Below are 13722 nucleotides of genomic sequence, written 5' to 3'. Positions count from 1 at the left end.
CTGCGACGGGCCGGGTCTCGGCTATGATCTTGCGCGGTTGATCTGATCCGGCACAGTGTGTGCATTCAGGGTTCATAGGTCGGAACCCCTCCCCGTGAAGGGAGGATTGCCGTATAACGACCTGTCATTCGCGTGTTTGGTAATAAAGGACCCAGAATAAAAGCTGATGAAGACTCCAAAACGCATTGAACCCCTGATCGAGGACGGTCTGGTCGACGAGGTGCTGCGCCCACTCATGAGTGGCAAAGAAGCAGCTGTTTATGTGGTGCGCTGCGGCAATGAGCTGCGTTGCGCCAAGGTCTACAAGGAGGCGAACAAGCGAAGTTTTCGCCAGGCGGCCGAATACCAGGAAGGTCGCAAGGTCCGTAACAGTCGTCAGGCCCGTGCCATGGCAAAAGGTTCGAAGTTCGGGCGCAAGGAAACTGAAGACGCTTGGCAGAACGCCGAAGTGGCTGCGTTGTTCCGGTTGGCCAACGCCGGTGTGCGAGTGCCCAAGCCGTACGACTTCCTTGAAGGCGTGCTGCTGATGGAACTGGTGGCCGACGAGTATGGCGATGCCGCGCCACGCCTGAACGATGTCGTGCTGGAGCCGGACCAGGCACGCGAATATCACGCCTATCTGATTTCTCAGATCGTACTGATGCTGTGTACCGGCCTGGTGCACGGCGACCTGTCGGAGTTCAACGTGCTGCTCACGCCGACAGGCCCGGTCATCATCGATCTGCCGCAAGCGGTGGACGCCGCTGGCAACAACCACGCCTTCAGCATGTTGGAGCGGGATGTCGGCAACATGGCGTCCTACTTCGGCCGTTTCGCTCCGGAGCTGAAACGCACCCGGTACGCCAAGGAAATGTGGGCGCTTTATGAAGCCGGCACGTTGCACCCGGGCAGTGTGTTGACCGGTGAGTTCGACGAGCCCGAAGAGCTGGCGGATGTTGGCGGGATCATGCGCGAGATCGAGGCCGCGCGCCTGGACGAAGAACGACGCCAAGCTGTGCGCGCCGCCGACGATGCGCCGCCAGGCAAGACCGAGGAGCCGCCTCCGCCTTGGATGCAGTGATCGGTTGTCCCAGAAACCCGGCCCAGGCCGGGTTTTTTATTTGTGTTCGGTATAGGGCATCACTTCTTGCAACACCCCGATTCCAGCTCCTTGAGGATAGGGCAGTCGGGCCGGTGATCGCCCTGGCAGTGTTCCACCAAGTCCTGGAGGGTATCGCGCAGCTCCGCGAGTTCACGGATTTTCTGGTTCAGTTCATCGATGTGTTGCTTGGCCAGGGTCTTCACGTCGGCACTGGCACGTTGGCGGTCCTGCCACAGCGTCAACAGTTTGCCGACTTCTTCCAGGGAAAACCCCAGGTCCCGGGAGCGCTTGATGAACGCCAGCGTGTGCAAATCATCGGTGCTGTAGATCCGGTAGCCGCTGTCCGTGCGATGGGCCGCCTTGAGCAAGCCGATGGATTCGTAATACCGGATCATCTTCGCGCTAAGGCCACTCTGGCGGGCCGCTTGGCCGATGTTCATCGCTTGTCCTCCAGATCTGCGGGTGTCCAGAACTTCAACAGCAATGCATTGCTGACCACGCTGACGCTCGACAGCGCCATGGCTGCGCCGGCCAGCACCGGGTTGAGCAAGCCGAACGCGGCCAGGGGAATCCCGACCAGGTTATAGACGAAGGCCCAGAACAGGTTCTGGCGGATCTTTGCGTAGGTCTTGCGGCTGATATCCAGCGCCGCCGGCACCAGGCGAGGGTCGCCGCGCATCAGCGTGATGCCGGCGGCGTGCATCGCCACGTCGGTGCCGCCGCCCATGGCGATGCCAATGTCGGCTGCGGCCAGGGCCGGGGCGTCATTGATACCGTCGCCAACCATCGCCACCACCGAATGGCCCCTCAGTCGCTCGACGATGGCGGATTTGTCGGCCGGCAATACTTCGGCGTGGACGTTGTTGATTCCCAGCGCCTGGGCCACAACCCGAGCGCTGCCTCGGTTATCGCCGGTGAGCAGATGGAGGGTGATATGACGCTGGTTCAAGGCCTCCACCGCCGCCAAGGCGCCCGGCTTGAGTGTGTCGCCGAAGGCAAACAGGCCGAGGACGCGAGGTGTCGAGCCTTGATCGATCAGCCAGGACAACGTCCGACCTTCGGTTTCCCAGGCCTGCGCCGCCTCGGCCAGCGAGTCGGGGTCTGGACCGAGCTCTTCCAGCAAACGCCGATTGCCCAGCGCCAGTCGGCGCCCGTCGAGGCTGCCGGCGATGCCGCGCCCTGTAAGCGACTGGCTATCGCTGATGTCCGGTACGTTCAAGCCGCGCTCGGCGCAGGCGTCCAGCACTGCTTCGGCCAGCGGATGCTCGCTGCCCCGTTGCAGGGCGCCGGCCATTGTCAGCAGCGCATTTTCTTCACCTTCGAGCGCCGCCAAGTGAGCAATGCGCGGCGCGCCGGACGTCAAGGTTCCGGTTTTGTCGAACACCACTGTGTCCACGTCATGGGCGCGCTCCAGCGCCTCGGCGTCCTTGATCAAGATGCCGTGGCGCGCGGCGACGCCGGTGCCGGCCATGATCGCTGTCGGCGTCGCCAGGCCCAGGGCACAGGGGCAGGCGATCACCAGCACGGCGACGGCGTTGATCAGTGCTGTCTCCAGCGGCGCTCCGTAGAGCCACCAGCCCGCCAATGTCGCAAGGGCCAAAAGCAACACAACCGGCACGAAGACCTGGCTGACTCTGTCCACCAGCTTCTGGATGGGGGCCTTGGCCGCCTGGGCGTCTTCCACCAGGCGAATGATGCGCGCCAGGACCGTCTCTGCGCCAAGGGCCTGGGTGCGCACCAGCAAACGACCTTCGCCATTGATCGCGCCACCGGTGACCTTGTCACCGGGTTGCTTGGGCACGGGCAGGCTTTCGCCACTGATCAGTGCCTCGTCGGCATGGCTCTGGCCTTCGATCACTTCGCCGTCCACCGGGAATCGCTCGCCAGGCTTGACCAACACCCAGTCATTCAAGCGCAGCGCGTTGATGGCAACGTCCCGTTCCTCGCCGTCGATCACCTGGACAGCCCGCTCCGGTCGCAGGGCTTCGAGGGCGCGGATGGCGCTGGCGGTTTGTCGTTTGGCACGGCTTTCCAAATATTTGCCGAGCAATACCAGGGCAATCACCACGGCCGAGGCCTCGAAGTACAAGTGCGGCATGCTCCCGGGCTGGGCAATCGCCCATTCGTAGAGGCTCAGGCCATAACCGGCGCTGGTGCCCAGGGCGACCAATAGGTCCATATTCCCGGCCCCGGCGCGGACAGCTTTAAAAGCCGCGACGTAGAAACGTGCACCGAAGATGAATTGGACGGGCGTCGCCAACGCGAACTGCAGCCAGGCTGGCAGCATCCAGCTCACGCCGAAGGGCTGCAACATCATCGGCAATACCAAGGGCAGGGACAGCAGAATTGCCAGTATCAGTGCCAGCCGCTCGCGGTTCAGTCGATCGCCCTGGTTTTTTCGCGGTTGTTCCACCTCCCAGACACTGGCGTCATAGCCGGCGCGCTTGACCGCTTCGAGGAGCGTTTGCGGGTCGATCTGGCCCAGCAATTCGAGGTGAGCCCGCTCATTGGCCAAGTTCACGCTGGCGCGATGCACGCCGGCGACTTTGCTCAATGCTCGCTCGACCCGTGCAACGCACGAGGCGCAGGTCATGCCTTCGATGCTCAATTCCAGGGTCTGCACGGGAACGCCGTAACCTGCTTGTTCGACTGCCTCCATCAAGGCGGGCAGGCTTCCTTCTGGCGCCTGGACCCGCGCCTGTTCCGTCGCCAGGTTGACGCTGACGGCACTGGCGCCGGTCACCTTGCGCAACGCTCGCTCGACTCGCCCGGCGCAGCTGGCGCAGGTCATGCCGCAGATCGGCAGATCGAAAATAGTGGGTTCAGGCATGGGGCAGGCTCCCTGTAGTGGACGACCACAGGATCAACCTTGCCATGTTGGCAAGGTCAAGCGCCAATGCAAAAGCTTGCACGTTGCACTGTGGGAGCAAGTTCGCTCCCCCATGTTAGGGGCAACGTCAGTATCCGAGGTCAGCCTGCTTGAGGTACATGCCTTCCCCATTCGCTGCGATTCGGTATTTCAGAATGTCGCCGGCCTTGAGCGTGATGTCCTGCGATCCCGGAGCGAGCATGCCCGGGGCGCAACCCGCGGCCTGGCCAGGCAGCAGTTTCAGGCGCAAGGAAAACCGACCGGGCGGCAGATTGAAGGAGGTGCTTTGCTCTTGGAATAGCCTGGCCGAGAGCTGATCCTCGATGTAGATGCCGATTTCGCAACTGGTCGGCACTTCCAGGCGCTCACGAGAAATGATCAGCACACCATAGTCTTCGCCAACAGCCGATGCCTGGGGGGCCACTGCTGAAAGACCGAGCATGCAAAACAGGCTGAACGCTGACCAGCGCATGGCTGAACCTCCGGTATGAAATCCTGATAGGTGCAGCTTGGCCGAGCAGGACGCCGATTGCCAGCCCGGCAGTTTTTGCCAAAACTTGACCTTGCCATGATGGCAAGCTTGAAACTGTGGGCAATTCCAATCCCAAGGAGTCATTTCATGCAAATCTTCAATGTTCGAGGAATGTCTTGCGGTCATTGCGTAAAGGCCGTTACCCAGGCTGTGCAGGCTCAGGATCCAACCGCGCAGGTGCAAGTGGATCTGGGGGCTGGGACCGTCCAGGTCCAAAGCACGTTGCCGCAGAAGACGGTGATCGATGCGATAAGGGAGGAGGGCTACGAAGCCAGTCCCGCCTGAGATTCTGAATCGTTAGCGACCTATCGGAATGTTCAAGAGCGCTCAGCCCGGCTAAACTGTCGGGCTGCCGACTGACGCTGATCTGGACGCCTGATGAACCTCCGTACCATTCTGATTCTTGGCGCCTTGAGCGCTTTCGGTCCCTTAGCGATCGATTTTTATCTGCCGGCGTTCCCGGCGATGGCAATCGCTTTCGGCACCGATGAAAAACATATCCAACTGACCTTGGCGGCTTATTTCCTCGGGCTGTCCCTCGGCCAACTGGCCTACGGGCCGGTGGCGGATCGCTTCGGACGGCGTATCCCGCTGCTGGCGGGGGTCGGCTTGTTCACCGTGGCATCCCTGGCCTGCGCCTACGCGCCAAGCCTCGAATGGCTGATCGGGGCCCGCTTCGTGCAGGCTTTGGGCGGATGCGCGGGAATGGTGATTTCCCGGGCGGTGGTCAGCGACAAATGCGACGCAGTGGGCTCGGCCAAGGTGTTTTCGCAGTTGATGCTGGTAATGGGCCTGGCGCCGATCCTCGCGCCGATGCTCGGCGGCCTGCTGGTGAACGTTTACGGTTGGCAATCCATTTTCATTGGGTTGACGTTGTTCAGTGCGCTTGCGGCGACGGCGGTTGCCTTGTGGTTGCCGGAAAGCCTGCCTGAGCATGTGCCACGGCAACCGTTGTCCGGGGCATTGCGCCAATACGGTCGCCTTCTCAAGGACTCTGTTTTCCTTGGTCATGCCTTGACAGGCGGCATCGCGATTGCCGGGATGTTTGCCTACATCGCCGGTTCGCCGTTCGTTTTCATCAAGCTCTATGGCGTGCCCGCTGAGCACTTCGGCTGGCTGTTTGGTACCAACGCGGCGGGCTTCATCCTGGTGGCGCAAGTCAATGCCAGGCTGTTGTCCAAACGCGGTCCGGCCTTCCTGCTGGCCCGCGCGGTCTGGGTCTATTGGATTGCCGGGCTGAGTTTGTTGGCCATCAGCGCCTTCCAGCCGGAGCGGCTATGGCCGTTGTTGATCCCGCTCTTTATCTGCATCGCCAGTCTGGGTTGCATCATCCCCAATGCGTCGGCTTGCGCCATGAACGGGCAGGGTGCCCGGGCGGGGAGCGCCTCGGCCATGTTGGGATGCCTGCAGTTTTCCGTCGCCGCGGGTGCCGCCGCGTTGGTGGCAGCGCTACATGACGGCACGGCGGTGCCGATGGCGATCGTCATCAGCCTTTGCGGATTGTTGGTGGTCGGCGCGGCAATGCTGACCCGTCGTCTGCAAAACGCTTTGGCGCTTGCCCAGGCGAGTCAGCGAAGCTGATTCAACCGGCCGCGCGCTGCTGATGTTCGGGAAAGTGATGGGGCGCTCGAATGCGCGCTTGCAGGGTGTTCGCGAAAGCCTGGGCTTCGGCTTCGGAGCGAAAGGTCACGACATGCTGGTCAAGGCGCACTTGCCATTGGGATTTTGCCACCTCTTTTATCAGGATCTTCATTGCTGACCTCCTCGTGTAAAAGATTGCGTTGCAAAGGCCTCGAGTGTAGACCCGATTGCGAGCGCAGTTGTGACAACGGTCAATTGTCGGACTGACGGTGCAGGCTTTTGTGGCGAGGGAGCAAGCTCCCTCGCCACGGGCGACGGCCCGGCATCAGAATCCTTCAAGCACGATCTTACCCTTGGCCTTCCCACTTTCAAGCAATGCGTGGGCTCGGCGCAGGTTCTCTGCATTGATGACGCCGAAATGTTCGCCCACCGTTGTTTTCAAGGTGCCGGCGTCGATCAATCCCGCCACGCGATTGAGCAGCTTGTGCTGTTCAAGCATGTCGGCTGTCTCGAACAGGGAACGGGTGTACATGAACTCCCAATGCAAGGACAGGCTCTTGCGCTTGAGCTTGGTCACGTCCAGGGATTTCGGGTCGTCGATGAGGGCCAGCTTGCCTTGGGGCGCCAAGGCTTCGACCAATTGATCCAGGTGCTGGTCGGTCTGGGTCAGGCTGGCCACGTGGGTCACTTGAGCCTGGCCTGCCTGCTTGAGGACTTCGCTCAGCGGCTGGCTGTGATCGACCACCAGGTCGGCACCCAGGTCACGCACCCAATCCACTGTCTGCGGTCGGGACGCGGTACCGATGACCTTGAGGCCGGTGAGCTGGCTGGCCAGTTGCGTCAGGATCGAACCCACGCCCCCGGCGGCGCCGACAATCAGCAGGGTCTGGCCCTGGTCATCCTGGCCTTCTTTTATCTGCAGCCGGTCGAACAGTAGTTCCCAGGCGGTGATCGCCGTGAGCGGCAGCGCGGCGGCTTCGGCGAAACCGAGGGTCTTGGGCATGTGGCCGACGATACGCTCATCCACCACATGCATTTCGCTGTTGCCACCGGCCCTGGCGATGGATCCGGCGTAGAACACCTTGTCACCAGCCTTGAACAGCGTGACTTCGCTGCCCACGGCCTTGACGACTCCAGCCACGTCCCAGCCCAATACCTTGCCGGCACCGCCTTCTGGCTGCACGTTCTGGCGAACCTTGGTATCGACGGGGTTGACCGAGATGGCCTTGACTTCCACCAGCAAGTCTTTCGGGCCGGCAACCGGCTCCGGCAGCTCGACGTCTTGCAGCGCGCGAGGATCGCTGATGGGCAGTGATTGGTAATAGGCGATGGCTTTCATGAAGCGGCTCCGTAAGCAGGGACGATGGCGCCCATGTTTGGCGATTTGGGGGCGGGGTAAAAGCGGCTAAACCAACAGGCTCTTTCAGTGTTTTTTTGATAATGACCATTAGTCGCGGGCAAATAGAGATTTTTCCCTCACGCACAATCGCCTCCAAAGGTTTCTGGAGGACAGGAAACCTTGATCCGCACGCTTATACTAGCGGCCGCCTGTGTCAGCGTTGAAACGGGCACGACGGCAAGCGAAGTCCGCACGGGCATGCCGGTCTTCCAGGCGGTCAGCCGCTTTGGGCGGCACCTTCTTACGGGTCAATATGCCCCAAAGCAGTAGACAGACGATTCAACAGGGAGTGAATACATGGAACATGCACCTTGCATCAGCCAGATTGCCACGCTGCTGGCCGACCCAAAGCGTAGCGCGATGATGTGGGCGTTGATGGATGGTACGGCCCGACAGGCCGATGAATTGGCTTTGCTGGCCGGGCTTTCGCCCTCTTCGGCCAACGCCCACCTGGGGCGGTTATCCACGGGCGGTCTGTTGAAAGTCGAAGTCCGCGGCCGCAAGCGTTTTTTTCGCCTGGCGGCCCCCGAGATCGGTGCCGCCGTCGAGGCGTTGGCGAGTGCAACCCTTGCCAGCACGCCGCGACAGGTTCCAGAAGTTTTCAAACGCGGCCTCATGCCAACCAAGGCGCCGACGGCACCGGCTTCGCTGATGCGCGCCAGGCTTTGCGATGATCATCTGGGCGGTACCCTGGCGGCGGATCTGTATCAGCGATTGTTGGATGCCGGATGGCTTGAACAGGTTGAGCAGCGGGTAATCGTCACGCACAAGGGCGCGAACCAGTTGGCCGGGCGTGGCCTGTTCATCCAGGCACTGGCTCATCGCAACGCGCGCATTGCCTGCCCCTGCCCTGATTGGAGTGAGCGGCGCCCGCACTTGGGTGGCGCGCTGGGGGCTGCGTTGCTGCAGTTGTTCATGCAATCGGGTTGGCTAAGCCTTCCAAATGACTCGAGGGCCCTGCAGGTGACCACCCTCGGCCAGCAGGAAATCCATCGGTTCGCCAGGCAGGACACCTTGGAAATGGCGCTCTAGGGCTGTCGGCAGGTCGCTATCAGCAATAGTCGCCTGTGAGGTTCGCGCACACTCGGTCTGGGGTTCTTTCGGATTGGGGAATGCAATGGACACTCACGTTTACAGTGCCGCGGAACGACTGGAGCGATTGCCGATCAGCGGCTATCACCGGGTCATATTCATCATCATCGCCTTGGCGTTTTTCTTCGACTCCATGGACCTGGCCATGATGACGTTCTTGCTGGGGTCGATCAAAACCGAGTTCGGCCTGAGTTCGGCCCAGGCAGGGTTGCTGGCCAGCTCGAGCTTTTTTGGCATGGTGGTGGGCGCCTCGCTGTCGGGCATGTTGGCCGATCGATTTGGACGAAAGCCGGTGTTCCAGTGGAGCATCGTACTGTGGGGGGTGGCCAGTTACCTGTGTTCCACCGCCCAGGACATCGAGACATTGACGTTGTTTCGTGTCCTGTTGGGCGTCGGCATGGGCATGGAGTTTCCAATCGCCCAGTCGATGCTTTCGGAGCTTATTCCAGCGAAGCGCCGTGGACGCTACATCGCCTTGATGGACGGCTTCTGGCCGCTGGGCTTTGTGGCGGCGGGCGTGTTGTCGTATTTCCTCCTGCCGGTGATCGGCTGGCGTGACATTTTCCTGGTATTGGCGGTGCCGGCGGTCTTCGTCCTGGTGATTCGTTTTTTCATTCCCGAATCGCCGCGTTGGCTGGAGCAGGCTGGCCGGGGCGATGAAGCGGATGCCGTGCTCAAGCGGATCGAAGACAAAGTCCGCGCCTCGCTGGGCACGCACGATTTGCCCGAGCCCATTCGCCTGCCGAGGCTGGCGACCGTGCCTGGCAACTTTTTCTCGGCTTTGGCGCAGATTTGGTCACCGTTGTATCGCCAACGCACGGTGATGATCTGGAGCGTCTGGTTCTTTGCCCTGCTCGGGTTCTACGGGCTGACGTCCTGGCTCAGCGCCTTGTTGCAGCAATCGGGTTTTGCGGTGACGCAGTCGGTCTACTACACGGTTCTGATTTCTCTGGGCGGGATCCCCGGTTTCCTGATGGCGGCCTGGCTGGTGGAACGTTGGGGGCGCAAGCCGGTGTGCATCATCACGCTGCTGGGCGGCGGGGTCATGGCATTTCTGTATGGCCAGAGCGCGGTGTTCGGCGGCAACGTCGGCCTGCTGATAAGCACCGGACTGTTGATGCAGTTCTTCCTGTTCGGCATGTGGGCGGTGCTTTACACCTATACACCGGAGCTTTACCCCACCTCGGCGAGAGCCACGGGATCGGGCTTTGCCTCGGCGGTCGGACGCATCGGTTCGCTGCTTGGCCCCTTGGTAACAGGGTTGGTATTTCCGATCACCGGGCAAGGCGGTGTGTTTGCCCTGGGCGCGCTGTGCTTTGCGGTGGCGGCGGGTGTGGTCTGGTTGTACGGAATGGAGACGCGGGGCAAGACGCTGGAGGAGTTGAGCGAAGCGAATGTCGCTGACTGAACACAGTCTCCTGTGGGAGCGAGCTTGCTCGCGATAGCGCCGGGTCAGCCAACATCAATGTTGAATGATCGACCGCCATCGCGAGCAAGCTCGCTTCCACAGGCGTTGAGACCTGCTTAAGGTTTTACCAGTCGCGCATCCAGGCTGTTTTGCGCCAAGCGCTTGGCCTGGTCTTGAGTCATGCCCAAATGCGTATGCAGCGCATGGAAGTTTTCGGTGACGTAGCCGCCGAAATACGCCGGGTCATCGGAGTTCACCGTTACCTTCACGCCGCGTTCGAGCATATCGAGGATGTTGTGCTGCGACATGTCGTCGAACACGCAGAGCTTGGTGTTGGACAACGGGCACACCGTCAGCGGGATTTGCTCGTCGATGATTCGCTGCATCAGCCGTTCATCTTCGATTGCCCGAACGCCGTGGTCGATGCGCTGGATCTTCAGCAGGTCCAAGGCTTCCCAGATGTACTCGGGCGGACCTTCCTCGCCAGCGTGGGCGACGGTCAGGAAACCTTCGTTTCGCGCGCGGTCGAACACCCGCTGGAATTTGCTTGGTGGATGGCCCATCTCCGAGCTGTCGAGGCCGACGGCCACGAACGCGTCACGGAAAGGCAGCGCCTGGTCGAGGGTCTGCTCGGCCTGTTCTTCGCTCAGGTGGCGCAGGAAACTCAGGATCAGGCCGCTGGTGATGCCCAGTTGCTGTTCGCCGTCCTTGAGGGCGGCGGCGATGCCGTTGAGCACCACTTCGAATGGAATGCCGCGATCGGTGTGGGTCTGGGGATCGAAGAACGGTTCGGTGTGGATCACGTTCTGCGCCTTGCAACGCAGCAGGTAGGCCCAGGTCAGGTCATAGAAATCCTGGGAGGTGCGCAGCACGTCGGCGCCCTGGTAGTACAGGTCGAGAAATTCCTGCAGGTTGTTGAAGGCGTAGGCCTGGCGCAGGGTGTCAACGTCGTTCCATGGCAAGGCGATCTTGTTGCGTTCGGCCAGGGCAAACAGCAACTCGGGCTCCAGCGAGCCTTCCAGGTGCAGGTGCAGTTCAGCCTTGGGCAAGGCGTTCAGCCAGTCGTACATGTCTTTTTCTCATCAGCGAATCGATGGCGGGCATTCTACAGGGGTAGGCGCCGATGTCTGGTAAAACCTGACCGGGTGATCCACTGCGCAGCGCTCCATCCGCACGAAACGTTCCCGGCCTGCCACAGTCTAGTAGCTCATGACCCGTCCATTGCCAGGCCCACGATGCTCTCGTTGATCAAGCAAGAAAAACTGCTGTTGTTGGCCCTGCTCGCCGCCTTCGTCGCCTACCCGCTGGAACATTGGTTTCTGGGCAGCGGGCAGGCCGTGGCGCTGGCGAGTGGGTTGGTGCTGATCGGTTTTATTGTTTCTGCGTCCATGCGCGTTGCTCATCACGCGGAACTGTTGGCGGAAAAGGTTGGCGATCCCTACGGCACCATGATCCTGACCTTGTCGGCGGTGCTGGTGGAAGTCGTGATCCTGGCGATCATGATGAGTAACGAGGCATCACCCACCCTGGTACGAGACACGATTTATTCTGCGGTCATGCTCGACATCAACGGCATTCTCGGGCTCGCGGCTTTGATGGGGGGGCTCAAGCATGGCGAGCAGGTCTATAACGATGACTCGGCGCGCACCTACAGCGTGATGATTCTCACCGCCATGGGCGTGTCGATGGTGGTGCCGGAGTTCATCCCACAGGAAAACTGGAAACATTATTCGGCGTTCACCATCGGCGCGATGGTCGTGTTGTATACCTTGTTCCTACGGATGCAGGTGGGACCCCACAGCTATTTTTTCAGCTACAGCTACCCGCAAAAGCGCCGCAGGAAAGAGCCCGTGGAAACCGAGCCGAAACCCATCAGCCTGGCATTTTCCATCGGCGCATTGGTGTTTGGCGTAGTGGTAATCGGTGCGCTGGCAGAAGTCATGTCCAAAGCCATCGACCTGGGGCTGGAGGGCTCCGGCGCGCCGCCGGTGGTCACGGCAATCCTGGTGGCGGCCATCTCCGCTGCGCCGGAGATCCTCACGGCCCTGCGCGCAGCCCTGGCCAATCGCATGCAGTCGGTGGTCAACATCGCGCTGGGGGCGTCGTTGTCCACCGTGATCCTGACCGTGCCGGTGATGGAAGCGATGGCGCTCTACACCGGGCAACCTTTCCAGATGGCGATGACGCCGGTGCAGACGGTGATGATTTTCATCACCCTGATCGTCAGCGCCATCAACCTCAACGATGGCGAAACCAACGCCATCGAGGGGATGACCCATTTTGTGTTGTTTGCGACGTTTGTGATGTTGTCGTTGCTGGGCCTTTAGCTTGTCAGAGTCCTTGTAGGAAGCGAGCAAACTCGCTCCCACATTCGTCCTTTGATTGGGTCACGATGCAGCAATCAGCTCCCGCGCGGCCTGGCTGTGATCGGCAATCAACCCTTTCAGGTCGAGGCCTTCGATCAGTCCGTCGATCACACGCCACTCGCCTGCAACCATCACTCGATCCGCCCGATCGGCACCGCACAGCAGCAGTGCCGAGATCGGGTCGTGGCTGCCGGAAAAGCGCAACTCATCAAGTTTGAATAACGCCAGGTCAGCCTGCTTGCCCACCGCCAGTTCACCGATGTCGCTGCGCCCCAGCAATTGCGCCGAACCCCGGGTCGCCCAGCCCAGTACCCGTTCCGGTGTGATCGCTTGTGCGCCGTAGCGCAGGCGCTGGATGTAGAGCGCTTGGCGGGCTTCCAGGATCATGTTCGAGGCATCGTTGGAGGCTGAGCCGTCAACCCCCAGGCCCAGCGGGGCGCCGGCGGCAGTGAGTTCAAGCGTCGGACAGATCCCCGAGGCCAGGCGCATGTTCGAGCTGGGGCAATGACAGATACCGGTGCCGGCGGCGCCGAGACGGACGATTTCGTCCGGATTGAAATGAATGCCATGGGCCAGCCAAGTGCGCGGGCCCAGCCAGCCGACGCTGTCCAGGTAATCGACGGTGCGCAGGCCGAAGCGTTGCAGGCAGAAATCTTCTTCGTCGAGGGTTTCGGCCAGGTGCGTGTGCAGGCGTACGTCGAGTTTTTCCGCGAGTTCGGCGCTGGCGCTCATGATCTCGGGCGTGACTGAAAACGGCGAGCACGGCGCCAAGGCAATCTGGATCTGCGCGCCATCGCCTCGTTGGTGATAGCGGGCAATCAATCGCTGGCTGTCGTCGAGAATCACCTGGCCCTGCTGGACGGTCTGTTGCGGCGGCAAGCCACCGTCGGCTTCGCCCAGGCTCATGGAACCGCGAGTCAGCATTGCGCGCATGCCCAGCTCGCGAACGCTTTGAACCTGCACATCGATCGCATTTTCCAGGCCTTGCGGGAACAGATAATGATGATCGGCCGCCGTCGTGCAGCCTGACAGCAGCAGTTCAGCCAGCGCCACCTTGCTTGCCAGGGCGAGTTTTTCTGGCGTCAGTCGTGCCCATACGGGGTAGAGGGTTTTCAACCAAGGGAATAGCGGCTGGTTGACCACCGGTGCCCAGGCGCGGGTGAGGGTCTGATAGAAGTGGTGATGAGTGTTGATCAGCCCAGGCAGGATTACATGATCGCGGGCGTCAAAGACTAGGTCGCAGGGCTGGCGAGGTTGCTGGCCGAGGCCCAGCAGTTCGACGATCGCACCGTCCTGCAGGACGAGACCGCCACGGGCATCGAGGCCGTTGGCCGTGAAGACGGCGAGGGGATTTTTTAACCAGGTACGGGTCGCAGGCATGATGGCCGGCTCCT

General features: G+C 61.3%; 13 protein-coding genes. 6 read left to right on the top strand and 7 right to left on the bottom strand.

Going from position 1 to position 13722, the window contains the following annotated elements; genetic code table 11:
• Positions 1 to 166 precede the first annotated feature (166 nt).
• A complete protein-coding gene (locus tag J3P81_RS21705; RefSeq protein ID WP_039593547.1) occupies positions 167 to 1060 on the top strand; it encodes a PA4780 family RIO1-like protein kinase in 894 nt (297 codons plus the stop codon).
• 59 nt (positions 1061 to 1119) lie between these two features.
• On the opposite strand, the gene cueR is transcribed toward J3P81_RS21705, so the two are convergent.
• From cueR to J3P81_RS21690, 3 genes are all read right to left on the bottom strand, one after another.
• A complete protein-coding gene (cueR, locus tag J3P81_RS21700; protein ID WP_420766295.1) occupies positions 1120 to 1521 on the bottom strand; it encodes a Cu(I)-responsive transcriptional regulator in 402 nt (133 codons plus the stop codon).
• Positions 1518 to 3911: a heavy metal translocating P-type ATPase gene (locus J3P81_RS21695; RefSeq protein ID WP_434560833.1), complete on the bottom strand. Its 2394-nt coding sequence runs from the start codon at positions 3909 to 3911 to the stop codon at positions 1518 to 1520. The genes cueR and J3P81_RS21695 overlap by 4 nt, the downstream gene beginning before the upstream one ends.
• A gap of 127 nt (positions 3912 to 4038) precedes the next feature.
• Complete coding sequence (locus J3P81_RS21690) at positions 4039 to 4422, bottom strand: hypothetical protein (RefSeq protein ID WP_434560831.1); 384 nt, start codon at positions 4420 to 4422, stop codon at positions 4039 to 4041.
• A 147-nt stretch (positions 4423 to 4569) separates the two neighbouring features.
• Between J3P81_RS21690 and J3P81_RS21685 the strand changes: the two genes are divergently transcribed.
• Together J3P81_RS21685 and J3P81_RS21680 are read left to right on the top strand one after the other, a co-directional pair.
• A complete protein-coding gene (locus J3P81_RS21685) occupies positions 4570 to 4767 on the top strand; it encodes a heavy-metal-associated domain-containing protein (RefSeq protein ID WP_420766298.1) in 198 nt (65 codons plus the stop codon).
• A 93-nt stretch (positions 4768 to 4860) separates the two neighbouring features.
• Positions 4861 to 6063, top strand: coding sequence for a multidrug effflux MFS transporter (locus tag J3P81_RS21680; protein WP_420766299.1), 1203 nt, complete (start codon positions 4861 to 4863; stop codon positions 6061 to 6063).
• 1 nt (position 6064) lies between these two features.
• Here the strand turns inward: J3P81_RS21680 and J3P81_RS21675 are convergent, their stop codons facing one another.
• A complete protein-coding gene (locus tag J3P81_RS21675; RefSeq protein ID WP_420766300.1) occupies positions 6065 to 6235 on the bottom strand; it encodes a hypothetical protein in 171 nt (56 codons plus the stop codon).
• A gap of 153 nt (positions 6236 to 6388) precedes the next feature.
• Positions 6389 to 7402, bottom strand: a complete 1014-nt coding sequence (locus J3P81_RS21670; RefSeq protein ID WP_434560829.1) for a zinc-binding alcohol dehydrogenase family protein — start codon at positions 7400 to 7402, stop codon at positions 6389 to 6391.
• Between the two features lie 357 nt (positions 7403 to 7759).
• On the opposite strand from J3P81_RS21670, the gene J3P81_RS21665 reads away from it, so the two are divergent.
• Together J3P81_RS21665 and J3P81_RS21660 are read left to right on the top strand one after the other, a co-directional pair.
• Positions 7760 to 8494, top strand: a complete 735-nt coding sequence (locus J3P81_RS21665) for an ArsR/SmtB family transcription factor (protein WP_420766302.1) — start codon at positions 7760 to 7762, stop codon at positions 8492 to 8494.
• An 85-nt stretch (positions 8495 to 8579) separates the two neighbouring features.
• Positions 8580 to 9962, top strand: a complete 1383-nt coding sequence (locus tag J3P81_RS21660) for an MFS transporter (protein WP_434560827.1) — start codon at positions 8580 to 8582, stop codon at positions 9960 to 9962.
• Positions 9963 to 10078: 116 nt separating this feature from the next.
• On the opposite strand, the gene J3P81_RS21655 is transcribed toward J3P81_RS21660, so the two are convergent.
• Positions 10079 to 11032 (bottom strand): adenosine deaminase, encoded by a 954-nt coding sequence (locus J3P81_RS21655; RefSeq protein WP_420766304.1) that lies wholly within the window; start codon positions 11030 to 11032, stop codon positions 10079 to 10081.
• Between the two features lie 165 nt (positions 11033 to 11197).
• On the opposite strand from J3P81_RS21655, the gene J3P81_RS21650 reads away from it, so the two are divergent.
• Positions 11198 to 12289, top strand: a complete 1092-nt coding sequence (locus J3P81_RS21650) for a calcium:proton antiporter (protein ID WP_434560825.1) — start codon at positions 11198 to 11200, stop codon at positions 12287 to 12289.
• Between the two features lie 60 nt (positions 12290 to 12349).
• On the opposite strand, the gene J3P81_RS21645 is transcribed toward J3P81_RS21650, so the two are convergent.
• The gene (locus J3P81_RS21645; RefSeq protein WP_434560823.1) at positions 12350 to 13708 is read right to left on the bottom strand and encodes an 8-oxoguanine deaminase; all 1359 of its coding nucleotides are present in this window, start codon (positions 13706 to 13708) and stop codon (positions 12350 to 12352) included.
• Between the last annotated feature and the right edge of the window lie 14 nt (positions 13709 to 13722).

The sequence above is a fragment of the Pseudomonas sp. R1-6 genome (assembly GCF_051132115.1).
GTDB lineage: Bacteria > Pseudomonadota > Gammaproteobacteria > Pseudomonadales > Pseudomonadaceae > Aquipseudomonas.
Note: the sequence above shows the minus strand (reverse complement) of the source record. Positions and strands in the feature narration are given on the sequence as shown.

Coding starts and splice junctions, on each gene's coding strand:
- J3P81_RS21705 (WP_039593547.1), top strand. CDS start 167: ATGAAGACTCCAAAACGCATTGAACCCCTGATCGAGGACGGTCTGGTC.
- cueR (WP_420766295.1), bottom strand. CDS start 1,521: ATGAACATCGGCCAAGCGGCCCGCCAGAGTGGCCTTAGCGCGAAGATG.
- J3P81_RS21695 (WP_434560833.1), bottom strand. CDS start 3,911: ATGCCTGAACCCACTATTTTCGATCTGCCGATCTGCGGCATGACCTGC.
- J3P81_RS21690 (WP_434560831.1), bottom strand. CDS start 4,422: ATGCGCTGGTCAGCGTTCAGCCTGTTTTGCATGCTCGGTCTTTCAGCA.
- J3P81_RS21685 (WP_420766298.1), top strand. CDS start 4,570: ATGCAAATCTTCAATGTTCGAGGAATGTCTTGCGGTCATTGCGTAAAG.
- J3P81_RS21680 (WP_420766299.1), top strand. CDS start 4,861: ATGAACCTCCGTACCATTCTGATTCTTGGCGCCTTGAGCGCTTTCGGT.
- J3P81_RS21675 (WP_420766300.1), bottom strand. CDS start 6,235: ATGAAGATCCTGATAAAAGAGGTGGCAAAATCCCAATGGCAAGTGCGC.
- J3P81_RS21670 (WP_434560829.1), bottom strand. CDS start 7,402: ATGAAAGCCATCGCCTATTACCAATCACTGCCCATCAGCGATCCTCGC.
- J3P81_RS21665 (WP_420766302.1), top strand. CDS start 7,760: ATGGAACATGCACCTTGCATCAGCCAGATTGCCACGCTGCTGGCCGAC.
- J3P81_RS21660 (WP_434560827.1), top strand. CDS start 8,580: ATGGACACTCACGTTTACAGTGCCGCGGAACGACTGGAGCGATTGCCG.
- J3P81_RS21655 (WP_420766304.1), bottom strand. CDS start 11,032: ATGTACGACTGGCTGAACGCCTTGCCCAAGGCTGAACTGCACCTGCAC.
- J3P81_RS21650 (WP_434560825.1), top strand. CDS start 11,198: ATGCTCTCGTTGATCAAGCAAGAAAAACTGCTGTTGTTGGCCCTGCTC.
- J3P81_RS21645 (WP_434560823.1), bottom strand. CDS start 13,708: ATGCCTGCGACCCGTACCTGGTTAAAAAATCCCCTCGCCGTCTTCACG.